At 39.2% G+C, this 22,113-nt stretch carries 26 protein-coding genes, 2 pseudogenes and 2 other annotated features; of the genes and pseudogenes, 15 read left to right on the plus strand and 13 right to left on the minus strand.

The annotated features are described in order from the left end of the window. The 4 genes and pseudogenes from V5M36_RS15840 to V5M36_RS15855 all read right to left on the minus strand — a co-directional run. Positions 1 to 666, minus strand: a 666-nt coding sequence (locus V5M36_RS15840) for a Bcr/CflA family efflux MFS transporter (RefSeq protein ID WP_338564328.1), incomplete at its 3' end; no start/stop codon positions are given. Positions 667 to 817: 151 nt separating this feature from the next. Next, a pseudogene (locus V5M36_RS15845) lies at positions 818 to 1,790 on the minus strand (IS3 family transposase). Next, positions 1,385 to 1,501 (minus strand) — a sequence feature (AL1L pseudoknot). Its footprint overlaps the pseudogene before it by 117 nt. Before the next feature lie 182 nt (positions 1,791 to 1,972). Beyond that, on the minus strand, positions 1,973 to 2,539 hold the full coding sequence (locus tag V5M36_RS15850) for a recombinase family protein (RefSeq protein WP_006581699.1): 567 nt from the start codon (positions 2,537 to 2,539) through the stop codon (positions 1,973 to 1,975). A gap of 177 nt (positions 2,540 to 2,716) precedes the next feature. After that, positions 2,717 to 2,980: a hypothetical protein gene (locus tag V5M36_RS15855; RefSeq protein WP_127801456.1), complete on the minus strand. Its 264-nt coding sequence runs from the start codon at positions 2,978 to 2,980 to the stop codon at positions 2,717 to 2,719. Between the two features lie 501 nt (positions 2,981 to 3,481). Between V5M36_RS15855 and V5M36_RS15860 the strand changes: the two genes are divergently transcribed. Next, positions 3,482 to 3,805 carry a hypothetical protein gene (locus V5M36_RS15860; protein WP_104442387.1) on the plus strand — a complete coding sequence of 108 codons (324 nt, stop codon included), beginning with the start codon at positions 3,482 to 3,484 and terminating at the stop codon, positions 3,803 to 3,805. On the opposite strand, the gene V5M36_RS15865 is transcribed toward V5M36_RS15860, so the two are convergent. Both V5M36_RS15865 and V5M36_RS15870 read right to left on the minus strand, forming a co-directional pair. Then, positions 3,802 to 4,011, minus strand: a complete 210-nt coding sequence (locus V5M36_RS15865; RefSeq protein ID WP_005404800.1) for a hypothetical protein — start codon at positions 4,009 to 4,011, stop codon at positions 3,802 to 3,804. The genes V5M36_RS15860 and V5M36_RS15865 overlap by 4 nt on opposite strands. Positions 4,012 to 4,137: 126 nt before the next feature. Further along, positions 4,138 to 5,130 (minus strand): hypothetical protein, encoded by a 993-nt coding sequence (locus V5M36_RS15870; RefSeq protein ID WP_227554861.1) that lies wholly within the window; start codon positions 5,128 to 5,130, stop codon positions 4,138 to 4,140. Between the two features lie 1,258 nt (positions 5,131 to 6,388). Here V5M36_RS15870 and V5M36_RS15875 point away from each other — a divergent pair. The 8 genes from V5M36_RS15875 (at position 6,389) to V5M36_RS15910 (ending at position 11,508) form a co-directional block, all read left to right on the plus strand. Next, positions 6,389 to 6,568 carry a hypothetical protein gene (locus V5M36_RS15875; protein ID WP_005404785.1) on the plus strand — a complete coding sequence of 60 codons (180 nt, stop codon included), beginning with the start codon at positions 6,389 to 6,391 and terminating at the stop codon, positions 6,566 to 6,568. Between the two features lie 1,047 nt (positions 6,569 to 7,615). Next, positions 7,616 to 8,566, plus strand: coding sequence for a replication initiation protein RepM (gene repM / locus V5M36_RS15880; RefSeq protein WP_005404786.1), 951 nt, complete (start codon positions 7,616 to 7,618; stop codon positions 8,564 to 8,566). Positions 8,567 to 8,642: 76 nt separating this feature from the next. Next, the gene (locus V5M36_RS15885; RefSeq protein WP_005404787.1) at positions 8,643 to 8,888 is read left to right on the plus strand and encodes a hypothetical protein; all 246 of its coding nucleotides are present in this window, start codon (positions 8,643 to 8,645) and stop codon (positions 8,886 to 8,888) included. 77 nt (positions 8,889 to 8,965) lie between these two features. Continuing rightward, positions 8,966 to 9,517 (plus strand): plasmid replication DNA-binding protein, encoded by a 552-nt coding sequence (locus V5M36_RS15890; RefSeq protein ID WP_005404788.1) that lies wholly within the window; start codon positions 8,966 to 8,968, stop codon positions 9,515 to 9,517. Continuing rightward, positions 9,510 to 9,713 carry a hypothetical protein gene (locus V5M36_RS15895; RefSeq protein ID WP_338564337.1) on the plus strand — a complete coding sequence of 68 codons (204 nt, stop codon included), beginning with the start codon at positions 9,510 to 9,512 and terminating at the stop codon, positions 9,711 to 9,713. Before V5M36_RS15890 ends, V5M36_RS15895 begins: the two co-directional genes overlap by 8 nt. A 65-nt stretch (positions 9,714 to 9,778) precedes the next feature. Continuing rightward, positions 9,779 to 10,123 (plus strand): SMR family transporter, encoded by a 345-nt coding sequence (locus V5M36_RS15900; RefSeq protein ID WP_005146112.1) that lies wholly within the window; start codon positions 9,779 to 9,781, stop codon positions 10,121 to 10,123. Continuing rightward, positions 10,124 to 10,681 (plus strand): TetR/AcrR family transcriptional regulator, encoded by a 558-nt coding sequence (locus V5M36_RS15905; protein ID WP_005146114.1) that lies wholly within the window; start codon positions 10,124 to 10,126, stop codon positions 10,679 to 10,681. Between the two features lie 122 nt (positions 10,682 to 10,803). Then, complete coding sequence (locus V5M36_RS15910; RefSeq protein WP_005028420.1) at positions 10,804 to 11,508, plus strand: IS6 family transposase; 705 nt, start codon at positions 10,804 to 10,806, stop codon at positions 11,506 to 11,508. Positions 11,509 to 11,543: 35 nt separating this feature from the next. On the opposite strand, the gene V5M36_RS15915 is transcribed toward V5M36_RS15910, so the two are convergent. The 5 genes and pseudogenes from V5M36_RS15915 to V5M36_RS15935 form a co-directional block, all read right to left on the minus strand. After that, entirely contained in the window at positions 11,544 to 11,810 is a 267-nt protein-coding gene (locus tag V5M36_RS15915) for a LysR family transcriptional regulator (protein ID WP_077170324.1), read from the minus strand. Positions 11,811 to 11,837: 27 nt separating this feature from the next. After that, entirely contained in the window at positions 11,838 to 13,052 is a 1,215-nt protein-coding gene (floR, locus tag V5M36_RS15920) for a chloramphenicol/florfenicol efflux MFS transporter FloR (RefSeq protein WP_066679304.1), read from the minus strand. Positions 13,053 to 13,203: 151 nt separating this feature from the next. Next, positions 13,204 to 14,176, minus strand: a pseudogene (locus V5M36_RS15925) (IS3 family transposase). Further along, positions 13,771 to 13,887 (minus strand) — a sequence feature (AL1L pseudoknot). It overlaps the preceding pseudogene by 117 nt. A gap of 182 nt (positions 14,177 to 14,358) precedes the next feature. After that, on the minus strand, positions 14,359 to 14,925 hold the full coding sequence (locus V5M36_RS15930; protein WP_006581699.1) for a recombinase family protein: 567 nt from the start codon (positions 14,923 to 14,925) through the stop codon (positions 14,359 to 14,361). 177 nt (positions 14,926 to 15,102) lie between these two features. Further along, positions 15,103 to 15,366: a hypothetical protein gene (locus tag V5M36_RS15935; RefSeq protein ID WP_127801456.1), complete on the minus strand. Its 264-nt coding sequence runs from the start codon at positions 15,364 to 15,366 to the stop codon at positions 15,103 to 15,105. A gap of 501 nt (positions 15,367 to 15,867) precedes the next feature. On the opposite strand from V5M36_RS15935, the gene V5M36_RS15940 reads away from it, so the two are divergent. Next, complete coding sequence (locus tag V5M36_RS15940; protein WP_104442387.1) at positions 15,868 to 16,191, plus strand: hypothetical protein; 324 nt, start codon at positions 15,868 to 15,870, stop codon at positions 16,189 to 16,191. On the opposite strand, the gene V5M36_RS15945 is transcribed toward V5M36_RS15940, so the two are convergent. Beyond that, a complete protein-coding gene (locus V5M36_RS15945) occupies positions 16,188 to 16,397 on the minus strand; it encodes a hypothetical protein (protein ID WP_005404800.1) in 210 nt (69 codons plus the stop codon). The two genes, V5M36_RS15940 and V5M36_RS15945, sit on opposite strands and share 4 nt — an antisense overlap. 126 nt (positions 16,398 to 16,523) lie before the next feature. Further along, positions 16,524 to 17,516, minus strand: coding sequence for a hypothetical protein (locus V5M36_RS15950; RefSeq protein WP_227554861.1), 993 nt, complete (start codon positions 17,514 to 17,516; stop codon positions 16,524 to 16,526). A 1,258-nt stretch (positions 17,517 to 18,774) separates the two neighbouring features. On the opposite strand from V5M36_RS15950, the gene V5M36_RS15955 reads away from it, so the two are divergent. From V5M36_RS15955 to V5M36_RS15975, 5 genes are all read left to right on the plus strand, one after another. Then, on the plus strand, positions 18,775 to 18,954 hold the full coding sequence (locus tag V5M36_RS15955; RefSeq protein WP_005404785.1) for a hypothetical protein: 180 nt from the start codon (positions 18,775 to 18,777) through the stop codon (positions 18,952 to 18,954). Positions 18,955 to 20,001: 1,047 nt separating this feature from the next. Beyond that, on the plus strand, positions 20,002 to 20,952 hold the full coding sequence (repM, locus tag V5M36_RS15960; RefSeq protein WP_005404786.1) for a replication initiation protein RepM: 951 nt from the start codon (positions 20,002 to 20,004) through the stop codon (positions 20,950 to 20,952). A 76-nt stretch (positions 20,953 to 21,028) separates the two neighbouring features. Continuing rightward, complete coding sequence (locus V5M36_RS15965) at positions 21,029 to 21,274, plus strand: hypothetical protein (RefSeq protein ID WP_005404787.1); 246 nt, start codon at positions 21,029 to 21,031, stop codon at positions 21,272 to 21,274. A gap of 77 nt (positions 21,275 to 21,351) precedes the next feature. Further along, on the plus strand, positions 21,352 to 21,903 hold the full coding sequence (locus tag V5M36_RS15970) for a plasmid replication DNA-binding protein (RefSeq protein WP_005404788.1): 552 nt from the start codon (positions 21,352 to 21,354) through the stop codon (positions 21,901 to 21,903). Further along, on the plus strand, positions 21,896 to 22,099 hold the full coding sequence (locus tag V5M36_RS15975) for a hypothetical protein (protein WP_338564337.1): 204 nt from the start codon (positions 21,896 to 21,898) through the stop codon (positions 22,097 to 22,099). The genes V5M36_RS15970 and V5M36_RS15975 overlap by 8 nt, the downstream gene beginning before the upstream one ends. The last annotated feature ends 14 nt before the right edge of the window (positions 22,100 to 22,113 follow it).

Genomic DNA, 22,113 nt, shown 5'->3' on the forward strand with positions numbered 1-22,113 from the left:
GCTAAAGCCGACAGTGTAAACCCAAAAAGCCGGACTCGCGAAGATCGGCAAGACAGATCGGCGCGTCTTGACTTGATCCAGAGGGCGGGTTTCGTGCCACCTGAAACCCGCATTTAGGAGTGCGAGCATCGCCAGTATAGCCAAAGTAATGAATATCGCCTGCCATCCCAAGAACTCGCCGATCAATGCTCCGGCGATAGGGCCGAGCGCAGGCACGAACGCCAGCATCGAACTGAAAAGGCCGTAGATGACGACACCCTCAGGACGGTTGGCATAAACGTCGCGAACCGTCGCGAACGTCGCCACCAGCATGGCCGACGCGCCCACTGCTTGAAGTAGACGGAAAGCGACAAAGGCCGGTGCAGTTGAAGACCAAGCTGCTCCCAGAGACGCAATGACGAAAGCCGTTGCGCCCGCAAGTAGAATTGGCCGTCGCCCGATTCTGTCTGAGAGCGGACCAAAAATCACCTGGCCCACGCCGAGCATCACCATATAGAGGCTCAACGTGAGTTGGATCATAGCGGGCGTCGTGTTCAGGATGCCGGGCATCGCTGGAACGACAGGGAGATAAATATCCATCGCCAGTGAAGCGAGGATGTCGAAAGGAGCCATCAGCAGCAGTGCTGCCGGCAGCGTATAGGCCCACGCGGGGCGTGTGGTGGTCATGACGAATCAACCCTCGATTAAGGAATACCGGGCGACGTCTGCTCGTCAGCAATCAGATGAGACTAGCCTTACAGAGCGCCGCAACAACAATACTGGTTGTTGCGGCTTACTTGTCTGCTGACTTGGAATTTCCCATCTGATTACTCCACGCTTACGAATATGAATTGCTACATTTTATCCGATTATCTTTTGCTTCGCAATGCGGCATGGGCGCACTCAGCGTTCCAGCCCCCTCTGCCGCCCTAAATGCTTGCTCCAATGCATCGAGCACCATATCTGTATTCATCCGTGTCGATACTTTCCATCCAACAATTGCTCGTGAGAACACATCAATAATAAATGCAGTATAAACCCAGCCTGAATTTGTTTGAATATACGTAAAGTCACTCACCCACAGTTGGTCAGGATGATCAGCAGTAAAATTACGTTTTACCAAGTCATCCGCTCGTTTTTGATCATCTCGGCTACGGGTGGTTTGTTTGTTCTTACCACGCCAAACACCTTTTATACCTAGCTTTTGCATTAATCGAGCAACAGTACAGCGCGCAATAATATAGCCTTCACGTTTCAGTTTTTGCCAGACTTTACGTACACCATACCGACCTGAACTTTCCTTCCAAATTCGTTTAATCTCCTCAGCATGATGCAAGTCATGTAAATCTCGCTTTGCTCGATGTTCTGGATTTTCACAGAGATCTAGAGTCCGGTAATAGGTTGAAGGTGCGATCGGTAAAATTCTACAAATCGCCTCGACTCCGTACAGCTCTTTATTATTATGGATAAAATCCACCATTATTTGTGTGGGCGGTCGAGCTCCGCCTGGGCGAAAAAAGCGGCTGCTTTACGTAGAATTTCATTGGCGCGTTGCAGTTCTTTATTTTCGCGTTCGAGTTGTTTGATACGTTCTTGGTCTGAAAGCTGCTGTACTTTAACTGGATTTTGTTTATCTAAATATTTTTGATACCAAACACGTAGTGTTTCAGGAGTACAACCCTTGCGCAGTATACTGCTCAGGGAGCAATAGCGGTGATCGCAGCCCAATTCGATGGATAATCTTTCTCGGATTCAATCAATAATTGAACCGCTCTTTCTCTGATTTCAGGGGTATATTTTACTTTTTTCATCGGGACATTCTCTCAGAAAGCTTGGTCTCCGACAAACCCGGTACGGTTCAAAAATCTTCCATTGATTTATTTATATCTGTTAAACCAGTCGCATTATGAAATGTAATATAAGTAGAAATTTCAGTATAAATGGTCATGATCTTTTCTAAATTTGAATATCTAAGCGTCTTCATTAATCAACCTTATTGATTATTAGTTTCTTCTTTTAAAGCTCTTTGTACTGTTGCTATCCCTACTTTAAACTTTTCTGCAACACCTCTAAATGTTGAATTTTCTTCAGCCATTGCTTTTCGTATTTCAACATAGTCAACCTTCCGCTTTCTTCCCTTATATAAGCCCTTCGCTTTGGCTTTTGCAATTCCTTCCTTTTGACGCTCACGGATCATGGAGCGTTCAAACTCTGCAAATGCAGCAAGCATCTGAAACATGAGTTTATTTATTGCCGATTGTGCTACATCATGACTGAAGGTCAAATTCTCTTTATGAAAAATAATGGTTATACCACGATCATTCAGACTATTCACAATTTCGTTCAGATCATTTGTATTACGTGCCAGACGATCAATACTATGAACATGCACCGTATCACCTTCACGCAGATAGTCGAGCATTGCATTTAACTGAGGACGTTCACGGCTACCACCGCTTGCCTTTTCAGTAAAGGTCTTATCCAGGCTGATTCCATCTAATTGACGTTCAGTATTTTGTTCAGTTGAACTGACTCGAATATATCCGACCTGATTAGGCATTCTGTACCGTTAGAGTTTAGATAATTAAATACATATTGTACCGAAATTAAATATTAAGTCTATAAATACGGTTTTTGAGTTGCTTTTTAAGACTTTATTTTGTTCCGTTAGGCTATACTCTAAATTTACAGAACATCTCTTATTCGAAATTCGATCGAATGGGAGTAAAAGCCTGCCTCAATTCGAATTAATTTTACGTTTTTTAATTTTAAAAGTTCGTCGCCCAGCAAGTCGGTAAGCAAGGTCAGGATTCCGGCCGTCCAAGTGTTTAACCAAAATTGGCACACCATTCGGTGTTTTACTCATTAAATTATCATTTTCTACATACAGCACTGTTCCTCTTTGCGCTGCGGCAATAAAGCGGTCTCGAAGTACATTTGCAGCTTTGGCAGCAATACCTGATTCATTGTCATCTTCATCAATTAGATCTACTGTTGACATAGTGCCGTACTCCCAATTAGCTGATATATGAATCATATTACAAGTCGGGTAGACAGGATAAAGAACTAGAGACCTTTCTACATATAATGCTCTGATCGACACACACAATAGCTTCTTTCCACATCAAGGTAGGTATTATGTGTGATCTGAATTTTATATTTAATTTCAATAACTTATAAATATTAATGTTTGAGTTTTATTTTTGCCACATAAACAAAATAATATTTAAAATCAAATGCTTATATTTTATAAAAAATTTAAAGCTTAGCATCACACATGATAGCTACCTAAATTAGCTCCATTAGGTAGCTATCATGTGTGTCGATATTAAAAATTATGTTTAATTTCAATGTATTAATAGAATTCAACTCTTTATAATTTTGATATTTTTTTTACAAAGCACGGGATCATCTAACAGAAATTTTTTCCCTTTTTTAATCCTGGATATTTAGAATCGGTAGAAATTTCTTCACTTAAAAATTTAACTGCCTAGAGAGCAAAATGAATCCTATAACTTTTCAGAAACTGGAAAAAATGAATAAGCACTGCAAGGCTTGTGTTAAAGCCTATGCACTTTTGACTTTGTTGAGTCTGGTGACTTTTTTCATCTATTTTTTTAATCGTTTCACATTAGAAATTCTCGTTACGGACACGACTGCTCTATTTCCGGTTATCAAAATGGAAGCGTTGGCACTTGGGATAATGCACATTGTTTACTGCTTCTTTTTTAAATATGTCGATAAAAAACTTCAAATATTCGGCTTAGATTCAAATAATCTGAATGAATACATCCAGCGGAATCAGGCATTTTTCCAAAAATATTAAGGTATGGCTTCTCCAGTGGAACTCATGTCTTGTAATACATCAAAGACAAGTCTCTCAATGCCTGAGCGTGCTTTATCACGGTCTGGATCTAGCCAGGATAGCGACGGGAATTCGGCACAGAGTCCAATAAATTCCCCGTCTTGGGCGGACCATGTCACACTAAATAAATAACGAGCTTCGGTCTTAAAATCGAAAAAAGCTTTCATATATTTTGCCGCGTGTTTAGCCTCAGCTCTCAAATCGTCAATTTCTTGGCGGCTGAGATAATAATCATCAGGATATTTCTGCATGAGTTATCACCATTGTTAATTGAGATTGATTTAAAAAACATCCTATACCTCGGTTTTATTGGACTTCGCCTTCCATTTTTCGTATTTTTTGTTGAGATCTTCCGTTAATACACTCCTAAAATGAGCTTCTGCTTCTTGATATGATGAATTATTTACAATCGAACTTTTCAGTTTTTTCATATATGAAAGTTTTAAAGTCCGGGCACCATGATCAAACCAGGGCTGATTATATTTATCCTTGAATAAGCGTTTTTCTAGGTGATACAAATTTCCGATCTGCTGACGTACCCCACGGTAGCCTAAATAGCCCTCCAAGGCCCGGAAATGGCGTTCAAAATAGGCTTTCTTCTCATCCAGACTGGCATTTTTTTCAATCAGGCTCTGAAACCGCAAAACGACCCTTTTCCCTTGTTCTAGTTGTTCCTTATAGGCTTTATCAGTCAAACGCCAGGTCCAATCTGTGACATGTTTTTCATTGGTCCAATTCTTGGCTTGAAGCTCTTTAATGCTTTTCTTCGGCTTGGTCAGACGTACCAGTTCATATCTACCACAGCTGATTGGATTAACCTCACCAATGTAACTAAAAGACTCTGAACTTGGACAGATCTCAAAGATTTTACGGTTAATCTTCAATAAATCTTGTTTGTCTGTTTTGCTCAAAACTTTTTGAGTTTTTTCATCCAATAAGAAAGCATCACTGGTTCGACAAAACAGGTAAGCCTCTACTTGCACCAAAAAAGCAGGTTCATTTTTATCAAATTTTTCCCAGCATTCACTCTCACTCAGTCCTGGTAAATAACTATAAGTGAAATGAACCAGCAAGCTAAAAACTGGCTCACTGTTCAATCTTCTTCGATAGGTTTGTTGGGCTGTTTCCAGTAAATGATAACGCTCAATCCATTTTGAAATCATACGGCTTGCTTCATCAGTATTCATATTCAATATGAATTTCTTAGCAACAAGATCATATTCGTTCGTCATCATTCCCATGACATGTTTTGTAAAATCTTTAGGAACATAGCTGTAATAAATCATTTTTTTATTACTCTTAAAGTGATTTTAATAAAGTGATTCTATAAGAGATTTATAAAAGATATTTATTAAAAATTCTATAAGAAATTCTTAAAGTCTCAAAAATGCAATTTTTGAGACTTTAAGCATGATTGCGAATCACCTTCGGAGATTCTATAAATAGCAGTTCCCCAAAATGGGCTTGACGACCGCAACTTGATCAAATATAAAACTTTTAGGGTCTTTGATTTTTTGCGTGGACTGCCAATCCATGAGCCAATTCTTTTCTGTTTGGTTCCTGGGTTGCCTACCCATGAATCAGACACACTCCCCCTTCTTGAGGATTGCCAGTCTTTGAGAAGCTTTAGTGGTGAAGCTGCGTGCGTGAGGAAACTCTAGCTGGCGCGGCTACACTAGGGGCTGGCGGGTGTGACTCCCGCTTTCTACCTGTTCACTCATTTTGATGAATGAACACCCTCCACTCCCAAGGTGGAGGTCAGTTGGGCGACAAGGACACGGGATCACGGTGACGTGGCGGTGGGAGTAACTTCCCTCCTAGGCTGAAAGGGCCAAAACCCTGTATTAAAACAGACAGTCAGAGGACTCACGGAATGAGTAACCTCGTGAATAGCTGATAACCAGACGCTTCAAGTCAAAAACAAAAATAAAGACAAGGGCGTAGGTTATACCCACAGGTGGGCTTTTGAGGGCATCGTGAGGTGTCAGGGTTGCAAGGCGAAAGCTGGCGCAATCGGTACTCGATTTTAGGTAGAACAGTGAATTTGTCGGAAGACATTCTGTTTTGCTGTCGAGATCAATGGATAGCTCAAGCCTGTAAGGTCGTCAACATGGTGCTTTTTAGGCTGTGTATGTCGATATGGGTAAGGCGTGAACGTGGATGATTATTAACTACATATTGCATTGTATAAACCTGATACGACTTGGAACTGCGATCGGGGGAGATAGGAATGTAGGTGTTGTATGTAGGAGATCGGCACGGGTTCTGCCAGTTTTCAGGCAACTGAAAACAACTGTTTTAATACTAACTTGGGAAGCAGTTTTGTTTAATGACGAAGCCGTATTGCTTAAAGATTTCTCTTTAATTTGAAGAGGTCTTTATTCAATCGGAGGCAACTTCCGAAAACAGAACTGTGGGAGAGTGACTTAGTAGGGCTTTGCTGTAATGGCAAAGGAAGCATTTCAATTCGAGTGAAAGGCGAGCGTTGAAATGAGTAACGAAAGGACACGCCATTAAGTTGGAGTGTGTAAGAGAATTGGAAGAATGTGGTTTGAGGATGAAGTTTGGCAACTTCATAGACTTGGCGGTCTAAACCCTCCAGCCACATTTGTAAAAATCGACCTAGAAGATCAGATTCGAGTGGCATCGGATCCAGAAATTCCAAGAACCTTGAGAAAACAAGTCAAATCAAAGTCTTTGATCCGACTTTTTAAAAACGGTTAGTGGGGACCTCACTTAAAAAATCCTGACGCAGCCGATTCTGCTGAACGAAATTAAAAATCTGTGTGTCCCTCATCACACATAAATAACTGAGATCAAAGTCCTGAGTACGACTATAAACTGCTTTCCATTTTGCGCTGATTTGCGTTTTAAGCCATTTTCTCTATTTGATATAGGTAATCTTGATAATCAGTGAAAAAACGCGTCTACCCCCTATTTTTTGCCTCTAATCGTTATATCAGAGCGAGTGTCTACGAGCGAACATCAAAAAGTCGTGCCTAGACTCCCTGAAAAACAGCTTTTTAGGCTGTGAAGTCAAAAAAGGCGTAAATCATATGTAGAAAATTGAGCCTAGACCGAGCGAAGCGAGCAAAAAAGTACTATGAGCGAAGCGAATTCCGAGTTGCTTTTGCTTTTTCTAAAACTCACGAAAATATTAACCAAAAAATTGCCCCTCGAATCGAGCGAAAGCGAGATTCAATAGAGTTTGAGCGAAGCGAAAACCAAGGGCAATTTTTCATGATTCACGTTTTTAATTATTTTTAAATACTTTTAATGTTTTTAGATGCTCTGTAGCCCTATAAAATAAAGGGTTACAGAGCTTATACATGGACGTTTATCTTGCTATACATGGACGTTTATCTTGCTATACATGGACGTTTATCTTGCTATACATGGACGTTTATCTTGCATATATTGACAAATATTATAATGTCAATTTTAAGGTTGAATTATAAACCACCTAATTGCAATAAGTGTTTGTATTTAATGAATTTTTATTAATTCCGATTATATATTAGATATTTAATAAATATTAAATACATAATATCAAAGATATTATCTTAAAATATCTATATATATTATTGTTTTTATTATAAATAATAGATTAGATAATATATTAAATAGACATTTTATAACCTATTATTTTTAATATACATGGACGTTTATCTTGCTATACATGGACGTTTATCTTGCATAACCTAAAAAATCATTGACATCAAAATATAGTGTCAATATATTGACATCAAATGATCACGTCAAAATAAAGATATGAAAAATACTGTCGTCAAAGATAATGCTTTAATCAATGCTAGTTACAACCTAGATCTAGCAGAGCAAAGACTAATCTTATTAGCTATTGTTGAAGCTAGAGAAAGTGGAAAAGGTATCAATACAAACGACCCACTCGTTGTTCATGCTGAAAGTTATGCACATCAATTTAATGTTCATAGAAATACGGCTTATACAACATTGAAAAATGCTTGTAATGCACTGTTCTTACGTCAGTTTAGCTATCAAGAAAAAAACTCTAAAAACATAGAACATATTAAATCTAGATGGGTTAGTGAAATCAGATATATAGAGAATGAAGCCGTGGTTAAACTTATTTTTTCCCCAGCCATTGTTCCATTAATTACAAGATTAGAAGAACATTTTACTAAATATGAGCTAGAACAAATTAGTAATCTGAGTAGTGCTTATGCAATCCGTTTATATGAGCTTTTAATAGCGTGGCGAAGTACAGGTAAAACGCCAATTTTTGAATTAGCCGATTTTAGAGAAAAATTAGGAGTTGATAAAACAGACTACGCGATAATTTCTGATTTAAAAAAACGAGTACTAGATATTTCAGTTAAACAGCTTAATGAACACACTGACATCACTGTTGAATACGAACAACATAAAAAAGGACGTTCAATTTACGGCTTTTCATTTTTATTTAAAAACAAGCAAACAGAGCAGAATTTAAACTCGACACGAGATCCAAATACCGTAGATCTTGTTTCAAAAATGACTAAGGCTCAGCGACATTTATTTGCTAATAAACTCTCTCAATTACCTGAGATGAGTAAGTACTCCCAAGGCACCGAAAGCTTTCCGCAATTTGCAATTCGTATAGCTGACATGCTGCAAGATCCACATCGTGCTAAAGAACTGTATCCATACTTAGAAAAAGTGGGATTTATGTCAGCTACTAAAAACAATGCTGTTAACAACTAAACTCTCAGTGAGTGAAGGATCCAGAATTAAAATCTGAGACTAAATAATTAAACTATAGTCATATAAGGAATTTGAAATGCTTATTGATGCAATTGCTTTATTAAGTGCTAAAAAAAATACTAAAGGTTATTCAGCTCATATCCAAATTGAGACTTCTGACGGTTCAGAAATTAGTGGCTCTATACAATTAGATCATGAATGGGATTATCAACTCGGCTTTTTGAGAGATTTAATAAATACAGAAGAAGATATGCGTTTTGTTGATAGAACCTTTACCAGTGAGGATTTTAGAAATGGTGTTTTAGGTTACTTAAGCAATTAGGCTTTAAACCTTGAGTGTATTAAAGAATACACTTGTTGTATTCTTTAATACGTCTCCTAAATACACAGTAATACAGTATGAAAACAAGTACAAAATACAGTGTTAGTGATGCTGCAACACTGTATAAAAAATCTCGGGCCACACTCTACAAAGATATAAAAAACGGAGTATTAAGTCGTGATCATGATGGTTCTATCGACTTCTCAGAATTACTTCGTGTCTATGGTGAGCCTTTTGGTGGAAAACACCCAAAACGTATTGACATGTCTCCGATACAAAACCTAGATACACCTGAATACAATGATAAAACAGTGGAAGAACTCAAAAATCAGATTGAGTTTCTAAAGAAACAACTAGAAAAGGCAGAAGATAGAGAAGCAAAAGCTAATTCTCGCATCGACACACTCCTGACCCTCATTGAAATGAAACCATCCCAAGCCACTACAGCTAATAATCATCAACCTGAAACAGATATAGCGATAGATCCAAAACTAGAAACCAAACCTAAAGATGATGGATTGACTATTCCGGTTGAAAAAGAAAACAAGCGAATCCCTGTTCCTGAACACGTAGACCCAGAACCGGAAAAAAGAGGCTTCTGGAGCCGCTTCTTTAAGCCATATGGCTGATCTGATTGTTCACCTGGGCTTATTAAAACCGTGGAGCATTGCTCAAGAAGTAAGCGTGGAACGTGAAAAATCACAAAAAAAGCCCACCTTGGGGAAGGTGGGCTATCAACTAGAAACTACAGCATTGATTTCTAAGTGGAATTATAACGCATTTCGTATAACGCGTATTATGTTAATTTTAGAAAATCTAAAATAATTATTGATAATTTTTTTTTGAAAATTTAACATACCTTCCGATTGGTATTTTAGGTATGATTACTTATGAACAGTGTGTTACTCGCTTATGTATTACTTGGATTTGCAATAGTTTCCGAAGTGATTGGAAGTAGTTTTTTAGTTAAATCGGAAGGGTTTACAAAACTTTTTCCAAGCGTGATGGTCTTTATTTTTTTTAGCACGGCATTTTATTTATTATCACAAGTTATTAAAACAATCCCTTTAGGTATCGCATACGCTATATGGGCTGGTGTTGGGATTGTTCTAACTGCTGTAGTTGGCTACTTTGTTTTTAAACAGACACTAGATAATCCTGCTTTAATTGGAATTGGTTTTATCGTATCTGGCGTAATAATTATTAATTTATTTTCGCAATCAGCAGGTCATTAAGTGAAAGAAATTCGGCAACAAAAGAAGCAACCAGAGGTTATTCGAAAGCGCATCCTTGAACAGGCAACTATTCTTGTTTCTCAAAAGGGTATTTCTGGTGTTTCTATTCAAAATATTGCTACAGCAGTAGGTATAACAAAAGGGGGGGTATTTCACCATTTCCCGAATAAAAAAAATTTGATAGAAGAAATGTTCAATCAAATAATTCTTGATTTAGATCAAACAGTTGAATACTTGATTAAACGCGATCCAACAGAATATGGTAAATTCACACGAGCTTATATTCATAGTTCTTTTATCCATCAAATAGATGGGGTGGTTTCTGCTTGGTCAGCGTTATCAATGACTATGATCACAGAGCCTACCTTTAATAAAATTTGGATGGAATGGCTAAAAAATAGATTATCTCAACATGCAGAAACGGATAGTCATCCTGATTTAGAGTTACTTCGTTTAGCAGCAGATGGGTTGTGGCTACAAAGTATTACCGGAGTCATTGATGATGAGCAATGTTCAAAATTAGAAGACGATCTGCTTAATCGAACCTATTTAACATAAAATCTCTTATTCGAAATTTGAACTGTAAGCCCCAGATAGAAAAATCCAGTGCATAGAACGGCACTGTTGCAAATAGGCTGACATGATAAGCTAAATATCTTATTTATTTCGAGATACAGCAGATGAATCCCTTCCACGGTCGGCACTTTCAAGGTGAAATCATTCTTTGGGCTGTTCGTTGGTATTGTAAATATGGCATCAGCTATCGTGAACTTCAGGAAATGCTGGCCGAACGTGGAGTGAATGTTGATCACACCACAATTTATCGCTGGGTTCAGCGTTATGCTCCAGAAATGGAAAAACGTTTACGTTGGTATTGGCGTAATCCTACAGATCGACATTTATGGCATCTGGATGAAACTTACGTAAAAGTGAATGGCAAATGGGCATATCTATACCGTGCAGTTGACCAACGTGGCCATACTCTTGATTTCTATCTTTCTGCTAGACGAAATACCCATTCAGCTTATTGTTTTCTTGGAAAAATTTTAAATAATGTGAAGAAGTGGCAAATTCCACAAGTGATCAACACGGATAAAGCACCCACATATGGACGTGCTTTATCACGGTTAAAACGGGAAGGTAAATGTCCACCAGACCTTGAGCACAGGCAGATTAAGTATAAAAATAACGTGATTGAATGTGATCATGGCAAGCTAAAGCGGATCATCAGGGCCACATTAGGATTCAAATCTATGAAGACGGCTTATGCCACAATTAAAGGTATTGAAGTCATGCGTGCACTACGTAAAGGACAAGCATCGTCATTTTATTATGGTCAGCCTCAGGGTGAAGTGTGTCTAATCAACAGGGTTTTCGGTCTCTAAGTACTTTTTAAAGGGAACATCATCGACTCAAATCTCTATTTGCAACAGTGCCCCATGAAGTGCCTGCCTGCGTCTGTTAGCCGAACGCCCCGCGCATGGCGCTCAAATAGCAGGACACCAAGGTTATCCTCCAGCGCTTTCACACGCGCGCTGACGCTCGACTGGCTGATACCAAGTGCCTTGGCCGCATGCCGAAAATTCAGATGCTCGGCGACGGCGATGAACTGAACAAGGGAAATGAGCGGTATCCTGCCAGACAGGATACCGACATTCACGAGGTTTCGATGGTTAGTGCGCCGCATCGGAGCGGGCCTGCTACCAGTCGTCGGTTAGACGACTGGCGACTTCTCGGTGGCAGCCCCACGGAGCCGAAGGAGCACCAGCCCCAACGAAACCAGTACCGCCATCGCCGTGGCGTAACAGATCACGGGCCACGCTGTGTCACCGTTTAAAAGTGCCACCGCCAATGTCCCGACAATGCTGACTATCAGGCTTTGAACGCAGAAGTAGAACGCGACCGCTGATCCCGCGATGTCGTCGAACTCTGCCAAAGCGCCGTTCGCGGTAACGGACACCGTGAAGACAATACCGACCGCGACAACCCACATCGGTAGGATGAAGGTGAGGAATGACGGCGAGCCGTAAAGTTCGCCGATCCCCAACAGGACCGCTCCGCAAACAAGCAACGCCATCCCACGCGCCACGCATCCTGCGATGCCCCATCTGGCGACAAAGGACTTCGCGAAACGGGTTGTCACGATCATTACAAGCCCGACAGTGGCGAAGGCAAAGCTGAATCCGATCTCGGAATATTCCGCTTGGCCTATGAGCACACGGGGAGCCGTCGAGAAGAAGACGAAGAAGGTGCCCATACCGGCGCTAAAGCCGACAGTGTAAACCCAAAAAGCCGGACTCGCGAAGATCGGCAAGACAGATCGGCGCGTCTTGACTTGATCCAGAGGGCGGGTTTCGTGCCACCTGAAACCCGCATTTAGGAGTGCGAGCATCGCCAGTATAGCCAAAGTAATGAATATCGCCTGCCATCCCAAGAACTCGCCGATCAATGCTCCGGCGATAGGGCCGAGCGCAGGCACGAACGCCAGCATCGAACTGAAAAGGCCGTAGATGACGACACCCTCAGGACGGTTGGCATAAACGTCGCGAACCGTCGCGAACGTCGCCACCAGCATGGCCGACGCGCCCACTGCTTGAAGTAGACGGAAAGCGACAAAGGCCGGTGCAGTTGAAGACCAAGCTGCTCCCAGAGACGCAATGACGAAAGCCGTTGCGCCCGCAAGTAGAATTGGCCGTCGCCCGATTCTGTCTGAGAGCGGACCAAAAATCACCTGGCCCACGCCGAGCATCACCATATAGAGGCTCAACGTGAGTTGGATCATAGCGGGCGTCGTGTTCAGGATGCCGGGCATCGCTGGAACGACAGGGAGATAAATATCCATCGCCAGTGAAGCGAGGATGTCGAAAGGAGCCATCAGCAGCAGTGCTGCCGGCAGCGTATAGGCCCACGCGGGGCGTGTGGTGGTCATGACGAATCAACCCTCGATTAAGGAATACCGGGCGACGTCTGCTCGTCAGCAATCAGATGAGACTAGCCTTACAGAGCGCCGCAACAACAATACTGGTTGTTGCGGCTTACTTGTCTGCTGACTTGGAATTTCCCATCTGATTACTCCACGCTTACGAATATGAATTGCTACATTTTATCCGATTATCTTTTGCTTCGCAATGCGGCATGGGCGCACTCAGCGTTCCAGCCCCCTCTGCCGCCCTAAATGCTTGCTCCAATGCATCGAGCACCATATCTGTATTCATCCGTGTCGATACTTTCCATCCAACAATTGCTCGTGAGAACACATCAATAATAAATGCAGTATAAACCCAGCCTGAATTTGTTTGAATATACGTAAAGTCACTCACCCACAGTTGGTCAGGATGATCAGCAGTAAAATTACGTTTTACCAAGTCATCCGCTCGTTTTTGATCATCTCGGCTACGGGTGGTTTGTTTGTTCTTACCACGCCAAACACCTTTTATACCTAGCTTTTGCATTAATCGAGCAACAGTACAGCGCGCAATAATATAGCCTTCACGTTTCAGTTTTTGCCAGACTTTACGTACACCATACCGACCTGAACTTTCCTTCCAAATTCGTTTAATCTCCTCAGCATGATGCAAGTCATGTAAATCTCGCTTTGCTCGATGTTCTGGATTTTCACAGAGATCTAGAGTCCGGTAATAGGTTGAAGGTGCGATCGGTAAAATTCTACAAATCGCCTCGACTCCGTACAGCTCTTTATTATTATGGATAAAATCCACCATTATTTGTGTGGGCGGTCGAGCTCCGCCTGGGCGAAAAAAGCGGCTGCTTTACGTAGAATTTCATTGGCGCGTTGCAGTTCTTTATTTTCGCGTTCGAGTTGTTTGATACGTTCTTGGTCTGAAAGCTGCTGTACTTTAACTGGATTTTGTTTATCTAAATATTTTTGATACCAAACACGTAGTGTTTCAGGAGTACAACCCTTGCGCAGTATACTGCTCAGGGAGCAATAGCGGTGATCGCAGCCCAATTCGATGGATAATCTTTCTCGGATTCAATCAATAATTGAACCGCTCTTTCTCTGATTTCAGGGGTATATTTTACTTTTTTCATCGGGACATTCTCTCAGAAAGCTTGGTCTCCGACAAACCCGGTACGGTTCAAAAATCTTCCATTGATTTATTTATATCTGTTAAACCAGTCGCATTATGAAATGTAATATAAGTAGAAATTTCAGTATAAATGGTCATGATCTTTTCTAAATTTGAATATCTAAGCGTCTTCATTAATCAACCTTATTGATTATTAGTTTCTTCTTTTAAAGCTCTTTGTACTGTTGCTATCCCTACTTTAAACTTTTCTGCAACACCTCTAAATGTTGAATTTTCTTCAGCCATTGCTTTTCGTATTTCAACATAGTCAACCTTCCGCTTTCTTCCCTTATATAAGCCCTTCGCTTTGGCTTTTGCAATTCCTTCCTTTTGACGCTCACGGATCATGGAGCGTTCAAACTCTGCAAATGCAGCAAGCATCTGAAACATGAGTTTATTTATTGCCGATTGTGCTACATCATGACTGAAGGTCAAATTCTCTTTATGAAAAATAATGGTTATACCACGATCATTCAGACTATTCACAATTTCGTTCAGATCATTTGTATTACGTGCCAGACGATCAATACTATGAACATGCACCGTATCACCTTCACGCAGATAGTCGAGCATTGCATTTAACTGAGGACGTTCACGGCTACCACCGCTTGCCTTTTCAGTAAAGGTCTTATCCAGGCTGATTCCATCTAATTGACGTTCAGTATTTTGTTCAGTTGAACTGACTCGAATATATCCGACCTGATTAGGCATTCTGTACCGTTAGAGTTTAGATAATTAAATACATATTGTACCGAAATTAAATATTAAGTCTATAAATACGGTTTTTGAGTTGCTTTTTAAGACTTTATTTTGTTCCGTTAGGCTATACTCTAAATTTACAGAACATCTCTTATTCGAAATTCGATCGAATGGGAGTAAAAGCCTGCCTCAATTCGAATTAATTTTACGTTTTTTAATTTTAAAAGTTCGTCGCCCAGCAAGTCGGTAAGCAAGGTCAGGATTCCGGCCGTCCAAGTGTTTAACCAAAATTGGCACACCATTCGGTGTTTTACTCATTAAATTATCATTTTCTACATACAGCACTGTTCCTCTTTGCGCTGCGGCAATAAAGCGGTCTCGAAGTACATTTGCAGCTTTGGCAGCAATACCTGATTCATTGTCATCTTCATCAATTAGATCTACTGTTGACATAGTGCCGTACTCCCAATTAGCTGATATATGAATCATATTACAAGTCGGGTAGACAGGATAAAGAACTAGAGACCTTTCTACATATAATGCTCTGATCGACACACACAATAGCTTCTTTCCACATCAAGGTAGGTATTATGTGTGATCTGAATTTTATATTTAATTTCAATAACTTATAAATATTAATGTTTGAGTTTTATTTTTGCCACATAAACAAAATAATATTTAAAATCAAATGCTTATATTTTATAAAAAATTTAAAGCTTAGCATCACACATGATAGCTACCTAAATTAGCTCCATTAGGTAGCTATCATGTGTGTCGATATTAAAAATTATGTTTAATTTCAATGTATTAATAGAATTCAACTCTTTATAATTTTGATATTTTTTTTACAAAGCACGGGATCATCTAACAGAAATTTTTTCCCTTTTTTAATCCTGGATATTTAGAATCGGTAGAAATTTCTTCACTTAAAAATTTAACTGCCTAGAGAGCAAAATGAATCCTATAACTTTTCAGAAACTGGAAAAAATGAATAAGCACTGCAAGGCTTGTGTTAAAGCCTATGCACTTTTGACTTTGTTGAGTCTGGTGACTTTTTTCATCTATTTTTTTAATCGTTTCACATTAGAAATTCTCGTTACGGACACGACTGCTCTATTTCCGGTTATCAAAATGGAAGCGTTGGCACTTGGGATAATGCACATTGTTTACTGCTTCTTTTTTAAATATGTCGATAAAAAACTTCAAATATTCGGCTTAGATTCAAATAATCTGAATGAATACATCCAGCGGAATCAGGCATTTTTCCAAAAATATTAAGGTATGGCTTCTCCAGTGGAACTCATGTCTTGTAATACATCAAAGACAAGTCTCTCAATGCCTGAGCGTGCTTTATCACGGTCTGGATCTAGCCAGGATAGCGACGGGAATTCGGCACAGAGTCCAATAAATTCCCCGTCTTGGGCGGACCATGTCACACTAAATAAATAACGAGCTTCGGTCTTAAAATCGAAAAAAGCTTTCATATATTTTGCCGCGTGTTTAGCCTCAGCTCTCAAATCGTCAATTTCTTGGCGGCTGAGATAATAATCATCAGGATATTTCTGCATGAGTTATCACCATTGTTAATTGAGATTGATTTAAAAAACATCCTATACCTCGGTTTTATTGGACTTCGCCTTCCATTTTTCGTATTTTTTGTTGAGATCTTCCGTTAATACACTCCTAAAATGAGCTTCTGCTTCTTGATATGATGAATTATTTACAATCGAACTTTTCAGTTTTTTCATATATGAAAGTTTTAAAGTCCGGGCACCATGATCAAACCAGGGCTGATTATATTTATCCTTGAATAAGCGTTTTTCTAGGTGATACAAATTTCCGATCTGCTGACGTACCCCACGGTAGCCTAAATAGCCCTCCAAGGCCCGGAAATGGCGTTCAAAATAGGCTTTCTTCTCATCCAGACTGGCATTTTTTTCAATCAGGCTCTGAAACCGCAAAACGACCCTTTTCCCTTGTTCTAGTTGTTCCTTATAGGCTTTATCAGTCAAACGCCAGGTCCAATCTGTGACATGTTTTTCATTGGTCCAATTCTTGGCTTGAAGCTCTTTAATGCTTTTCTTCGGCTTGGTCAGACGTACCAGTTCATATCTACCACAGCTGATTGGATTAACCTCACCAATGTAACTAAAAGACTCTGAACTTGGACAGATCTCAAAGATTTTACGGTTAATCTTCAATAAATCTTGTTTGTCTGTTTTGCTCAAAACTTTTTGAGTTTTTTCATCCAATAAGAAAGCATCACTGGTTCGACAAAACAGGTAAGCCTCTACTTGCACCAAAAAAGCAGGTTCATTTTTATCAAATTTTTCCCAGCATTCACTCTCACTCAGTCCTGGTAAATAACTATAAGTGAAATGAACCAGCAAGCTAAAAACTGGCTCACTGTTCAATCTTCTTCGATAGGTTTGTTGGGCTGTTTCCAGTAAATGATAACGCTCAATCCATTTTGAAATCATACGGCTTGCTTCATCAGTATTCATATTCAATATGAATTTCTTAGCAACAAGATCATATTCGTTCGTCATCATTCCCATGACATGTTTTGTAAAATCTTTAGGAACATAGCTGTAATAAATCATTTTTTTATTACTCTTAAAGTGATTTTAATAAAGTGATTCTATAAGAGATTTATAAAAGATATTTATTAAAAATTCTATAAGAAATTCTTAAAGTCTCAAAAATGCAATTTTTGAGACTTTAAGCATGATTGCGAATCACCTTCGGAGATTCTATAAATAGCAGTTCCCCAAAATGGGCTTGACGACCGCAACTTGATCAAATATAAAACTTTTAGGGTCTTTGATTTTTTGCGTGGACTGCCAATCCATGAGCCAATTCTTTTCTGTTTGGTTCCTGGGTTGCCTACCCATGAATCAGACACACTCCCCCTTCTTGAGGATTGCCAGTCTTTGAGAAGCTTTAGTGGTGAAGCTGCGTGCGTGAGGAAACTCTAGCTGGCGCGGCTACACTAGGGGCTGGCGGGTGTGACTCCCGCTTTCTACCTGTTCACTCATTTTGATGAATGAACACCCTCCACTCCCAAGGTGGAGGTCAGTTGGGCGACAAGGACACGGGATCACGGTGACGTGGCGGTGGGAGTAACTTCCCTCCTAGGCTGAAAGGGCCAAAACCCTGTATTAAAACAGACAGTCAGAGGACTCACGGAATGAGTAACCTCGTGAATAGCTGATAACCAGACGCTTCAAGTCAAAAACAAAAATAAAGACAAGGGCGTAGGTTATACCCACAGGTGGGCTTTTGAGGGCATCGTGAGGTGTCAGGGTTGCAAGGCGAAAGCTGGCGCAATCGGTACTCGATTTTAGGTAGAACAGTGAATTTGTCGGAAGACATTCTGTTTTGCTGTCGAGATCAATGGATAGCTCAAGCCTGTAAGGTCGTCAACATGGTGCTTTTTAGGCTGTGTATGTCGATATGGGTAAGGCGTGAACGTGGATGATTATTAACTACATATTGCATTGTATAAACCTGATACGACTTGGAACTGCGATCGGGGGAGATAGGAATGTAGGTGTTGTATGTAGGAGATCGGCACGGGTTCTGCCAGTTTTCAGGCAACTGAAAACAACTGTTTTAATACTAACTTGGGAAGCAGTTTTGTTTAATGACGAAGCCGTATTGCTTAAAGATTTCTCTTTAATTTGAAGAGGTCTTTATTCAATCGGAGGCAACTTCCGAAAACAGAACTGTGGGAGAGTGACTTAGTAGGGCTTTGCTGTAATGGCAAAGGAAGCATTTCAATTCGAGTGAAAGGCGAGCGTTGAAATGAGTAACGAAAGGACACGCCATTAAGTTGGAGTGTGTAAGAGAATTGGAAGAATGTGGTTTGAGGATGAAGTTTGGCAACTTCATAGACTTGGCGGTCTAAACCCTCCAGCCACATTTGTAAAAATCGACCTAGAAGATCAGATTCGAGTGGCATCGGATCCAGAAATTCCAAGAACCTTGAGAAAACAAGTCAAATCAAAGTCTTTGATCCGACTTTTTAAAAACGGTTAGTGGGGACCTCACTTAAAAAATCCTGACGCAGCCGATTCTGCTGAACGAAATTAAAAATCTGTGTGTCCCTCATCACACATAAATAACTGAGATCAAAGTCCTGAGTACGACTATAAACTGCTTTCCATTTTGCGCTGATTTGCGTTTTAAGCCATTTTCTCTATTTGATATAGGTAATCTTGATAATCAGTGAAAAAACGCGTCTACCCCCTATTTTTTGCCTCTAATCGTTATATCAGAGCGAGTGTCTACGAGCGAACATCAAAAAGTCGTGCCTAGACTCCCTGAAAAACAGCTTTTTAGGCTGTGAAGTCAAAAAAGGCGTAAATCATATGTAGAAAATTGAGCCTAGACCGAGCGAAGCGAGCAAAAAAGTACTATGAGCGAAGCGAATTCCGAGTTGCTTTTGCTTTTTCTAAAACTCACGAAAATATTAACCAAAAAATTGCCCCTCGAATCGAGCGAAAGCGAGATTCAATAGAGTTTGAGCGAAGCGAAAACCAAGGGCAATTTTTCATGATTCACGTTTTTAATTATTTTTAAATACTTTTAATGTTTTTAGATGCTCTGTAGCCCTATAAAATAAAGGGTTACAGAGCTTATACATGGACGTTTATCTTGCTATACATGGACGTTTATCTTGCTATACATGGACGTTTATCTTGCTATACATGGACGTTTATCTTGCATATATTGACAAATATTATAATGTCAATTTTAAGGTTGAATTATAAACCACCTAATTGCAATAAGTGTTTGTATTTAATGAATTTTTATTAATTCCGATTATATATTAGATATTTAATAAATATTAAATACATAATATCAAAGATATTATCTTAAAATATCTATATATATTATTGTTTTTATTATAAATAATAGATTAGATAATATATTAAATAGACATTTTATAACCTATTATTTTTAATATACATGGACGTTTATCTTGCTATACATGGACGTTTATCTTGCATAACCTAAAAAATCATTGACATCAAAATATAGTGTCAATATATTGACATCAAATGATCACGTCAAAATAAAGATATGAAAAATACTGTCGTCAAAGATAATGCTTTAATCAATGCTAGTTACAACCTAGATCTAGCAGAGCAAAGACTAATCTTATTAGCTATTGTTGAAGCTAGAGAAAGTGGAAAAGGTATCAATACAAACGACCCACTCGTTGTTCATGCTGAAAGTTATGCACATCAATTTAATGTTCATAGAAATACGGCTTATACAACATTGAAAAATGCTTGTAATGCACTGTTCTTACGTCAGTTTAGCTATCAAGAAAAAAACTCTAAAAACATAGAACATATTAAATCTAGATGGGTTAGTGAAATCAGATATATAGAGAATGAAGCCGTGGTTAAACTTATTTTTTCCCCAGCCATTGTTCCATTAATTACAAGATTAGAAGAACATTTTACTAAATATGAGCTAGAACAAATTAGTAATCTGAGTAGTGCTTATGCAATCCGTTTATATGAGCTTTTAATAGCGTGGCGAAGTACAGGTAAAACGCCAATTTTTGAATTAGCCGATTTTAGAGAAAAATTAGGAGTTGATAAAACAGACTACGCGATAATTTCTGATTTAAAAAAACGAGTACTAGATATTTCAGTTAAACAGCTTAATGAACACACTGACATCACTGTTGAATACGAACAACATAAAAAAGGACGTTCAATTTACGGCTTTTCATTTTTATTTAAAAACAAGCAAACAGAGCAGAATTTAAACTCGACACGAGATCCAAATACCGTAGATCTTGTTTCAAAAATGACTAAGGCTCAGCGACATTTATTTGCTAATAAACTCTCTCAATTACCTGAGATGAGTAAGTACTCCCAAGGCACCGAAAGCTTTCCGCAATTTGCAATTCGTATAGCTGACATGCTGCAAGATCCACATCGTGCTAAAGAACTGTATCCATACTTAGAAAAAGTGGGATTTATGTCAGCTACTAAAAACAATGCTGTTAACAACTAAACTCTCAGTGAGTGAAGGATCCAGAATTAAAATCTGAGACTAAATAATTAAACTATAGTCATATAAGGAATTTGAAATGCTTATTGATGCAATTGCTTTATTAAGTGCTAAAAAAAATACTAAAGGTTATTCAGCTCATATCCAAATTGAGACTTCTGACGGTTCAGAAATTAGTGGCTCTATACAATTAGATCATGAATGGGATTATCAACTCGGCTTTTTGAGAGATTTAATAAATACAGAAGAAGATATGCGTTTTGTTGATAGAACCTTTACCAGTGAGGATTTTAGAAATGGTGTTTTAGGTTACTTAAGCAATTAGGCTTTAAACCTTGAGTGTATTAAAGAATACACTTGTTGTATTCTTTAATACGTCTCCTAAATACACAGTAATACAGTATGAAAACAAGTACAAAATACAGTGTTAGTGATGCTGCAACACTGTATAAAAAATCTCGGGCCACACTCTACAAAGATATAAAAAACGGAGTATTAAGTCGTGATCATGATGGTTCTATCGACTTCTCAGAATTACTTCGTGTCTATGGTGAGCCTTTTGGTGGAAAACACCCAAAACGTATTGACATGTCTCCGATACAAAACCTAGATACACCTGAATACAATGATAAAACAGTGGAAGAACTCAAAAATCAGATTGAGTTTCTAAAGAAACAACTAGAAAAGGCAGAAGATAGAGAAGCAAAAGCTAATTCTCGCATCGACACACTCCTGACCCTCATTGAAATGAAACCATCCCAAGCCACTACAGCTAATAATCATCAACCTGAAACAGATATAGCGATAGATCCAAAACTAGAAACCAAACCTAAAGATGATGGATTGACTATTCCGGTTGAAAAAGAAAACAAGCGAATCCCTGTTCCTGAACACGTAGACCCAGAACCGGAAAAAAGAGGCTTCTGGAGCCGCTTCTTTAAGCCATATGGCTGATCTGATTGTTCACCTGGGCTTATTAAAACCGTGGAGCATTGCTCAAGAAGTAAGCGTGGAACGTGAAAAATCACAAAAAAAGCCCACCTTGGGGAAGGTGGGCTATCAACTAGAAACTACAGCATTGATTTCTAAGTGGAATTATAACGCATTTCGTATAACGCGTATTATGTTAATTTTAGAAAATCTAAAATAATTATTGATAATTTT

The organism is Acinetobacter sp. KS-LM10 (assembly GCF_036896575.1).
Classification (GTDB): Bacteria; Pseudomonadota; Gammaproteobacteria; order Pseudomonadales; family Moraxellaceae; genus Acinetobacter; species Acinetobacter avistercoris.

Excerpts from the sequence above, each read along its gene's own strand:
- V5M36_RS15850 (WP_006581699.1), bottom strand. The coding sequence starts at position 2,539 with ATGCCTAATCAGGTCGGATATATTCGAGTCAGTTCAACTGAACAAAAT.
- V5M36_RS15855 (WP_127801456.1), bottom strand. The coding sequence starts at position 2,980 with ATGTCAACAGTAGATCTAATTGATGAAGATGACAATGAATCAGGTATT.
- V5M36_RS15860 (WP_104442387.1), top strand. The coding sequence starts at position 3,482 with ATGAATCCTATAACTTTTCAGAAACTGGAAAAAATGAATAAGCACTGC.
- V5M36_RS15865 (WP_005404800.1), bottom strand. The coding sequence starts at position 4,011 with ATGAAAGCTTTTTTCGATTTTAAGACCGAAGCTCGTTATTTATTTAGT.
- V5M36_RS15870 (WP_227554861.1), bottom strand. The coding sequence starts at position 5,130 with ATGATTTATTACAGCTATGTTCCTAAAGATTTTACAAAACATGTCATG.
- V5M36_RS15875 (WP_005404785.1), top strand. The coding sequence starts at position 6,389 with ATGTGGTTTGAGGATGAAGTTTGGCAACTTCATAGACTTGGCGGTCTA.
- repM (WP_005404786.1), top strand. The coding sequence starts at position 7,616 with ATGAAAAATACTGTCGTCAAAGATAATGCTTTAATCAATGCTAGTTAC.
- V5M36_RS15885 (WP_005404787.1), top strand. The coding sequence starts at position 8,643 with ATGCTTATTGATGCAATTGCTTTATTAAGTGCTAAAAAAAATACTAAA.
- V5M36_RS15890 (WP_005404788.1), top strand. The coding sequence starts at position 8,966 with ATGAAAACAAGTACAAAATACAGTGTTAGTGATGCTGCAACACTGTAT.
- V5M36_RS15895 (WP_338564337.1), top strand. The coding sequence starts at position 9,510 with ATGGCTGATCTGATTGTTCACCTGGGCTTATTAAAACCGTGGAGCATT.
- V5M36_RS15900 (WP_005146112.1), top strand. The coding sequence starts at position 9,779 with ATGAACAGTGTGTTACTCGCTTATGTATTACTTGGATTTGCAATAGTT.
- V5M36_RS15910 (WP_005028420.1), top strand. The coding sequence starts at position 10,804 with ATGAATCCCTTCCACGGTCGGCACTTTCAAGGTGAAATCATTCTTTGG.
- V5M36_RS15915 (WP_077170324.1), bottom strand. The coding sequence starts at position 11,810 with ATGCGGCGCACTAACCATCGAAACCTCGTGAATGTCGGTATCCTGTCT.
- floR (WP_066679304.1), bottom strand. The coding sequence starts at position 13,052 with ATGACCACCACACGCCCCGCGTGGGCCTATACGCTGCCGGCAGCACTG.
- V5M36_RS15930 (WP_006581699.1), bottom strand. The coding sequence starts at position 14,925 with ATGCCTAATCAGGTCGGATATATTCGAGTCAGTTCAACTGAACAAAAT.
- V5M36_RS15935 (WP_127801456.1), bottom strand. The coding sequence starts at position 15,366 with ATGTCAACAGTAGATCTAATTGATGAAGATGACAATGAATCAGGTATT.
- V5M36_RS15940 (WP_104442387.1), top strand. The coding sequence starts at position 15,868 with ATGAATCCTATAACTTTTCAGAAACTGGAAAAAATGAATAAGCACTGC.
- V5M36_RS15945 (WP_005404800.1), bottom strand. The coding sequence starts at position 16,397 with ATGAAAGCTTTTTTCGATTTTAAGACCGAAGCTCGTTATTTATTTAGT.
- V5M36_RS15950 (WP_227554861.1), bottom strand. The coding sequence starts at position 17,516 with ATGATTTATTACAGCTATGTTCCTAAAGATTTTACAAAACATGTCATG.
- V5M36_RS15955 (WP_005404785.1), top strand. The coding sequence starts at position 18,775 with ATGTGGTTTGAGGATGAAGTTTGGCAACTTCATAGACTTGGCGGTCTA.
- repM (WP_005404786.1), top strand. The coding sequence starts at position 20,002 with ATGAAAAATACTGTCGTCAAAGATAATGCTTTAATCAATGCTAGTTAC.
- V5M36_RS15965 (WP_005404787.1), top strand. The coding sequence starts at position 21,029 with ATGCTTATTGATGCAATTGCTTTATTAAGTGCTAAAAAAAATACTAAA.
- V5M36_RS15970 (WP_005404788.1), top strand. The coding sequence starts at position 21,352 with ATGAAAACAAGTACAAAATACAGTGTTAGTGATGCTGCAACACTGTAT.
- V5M36_RS15975 (WP_338564337.1), top strand. The coding sequence starts at position 21,896 with ATGGCTGATCTGATTGTTCACCTGGGCTTATTAAAACCGTGGAGCATT.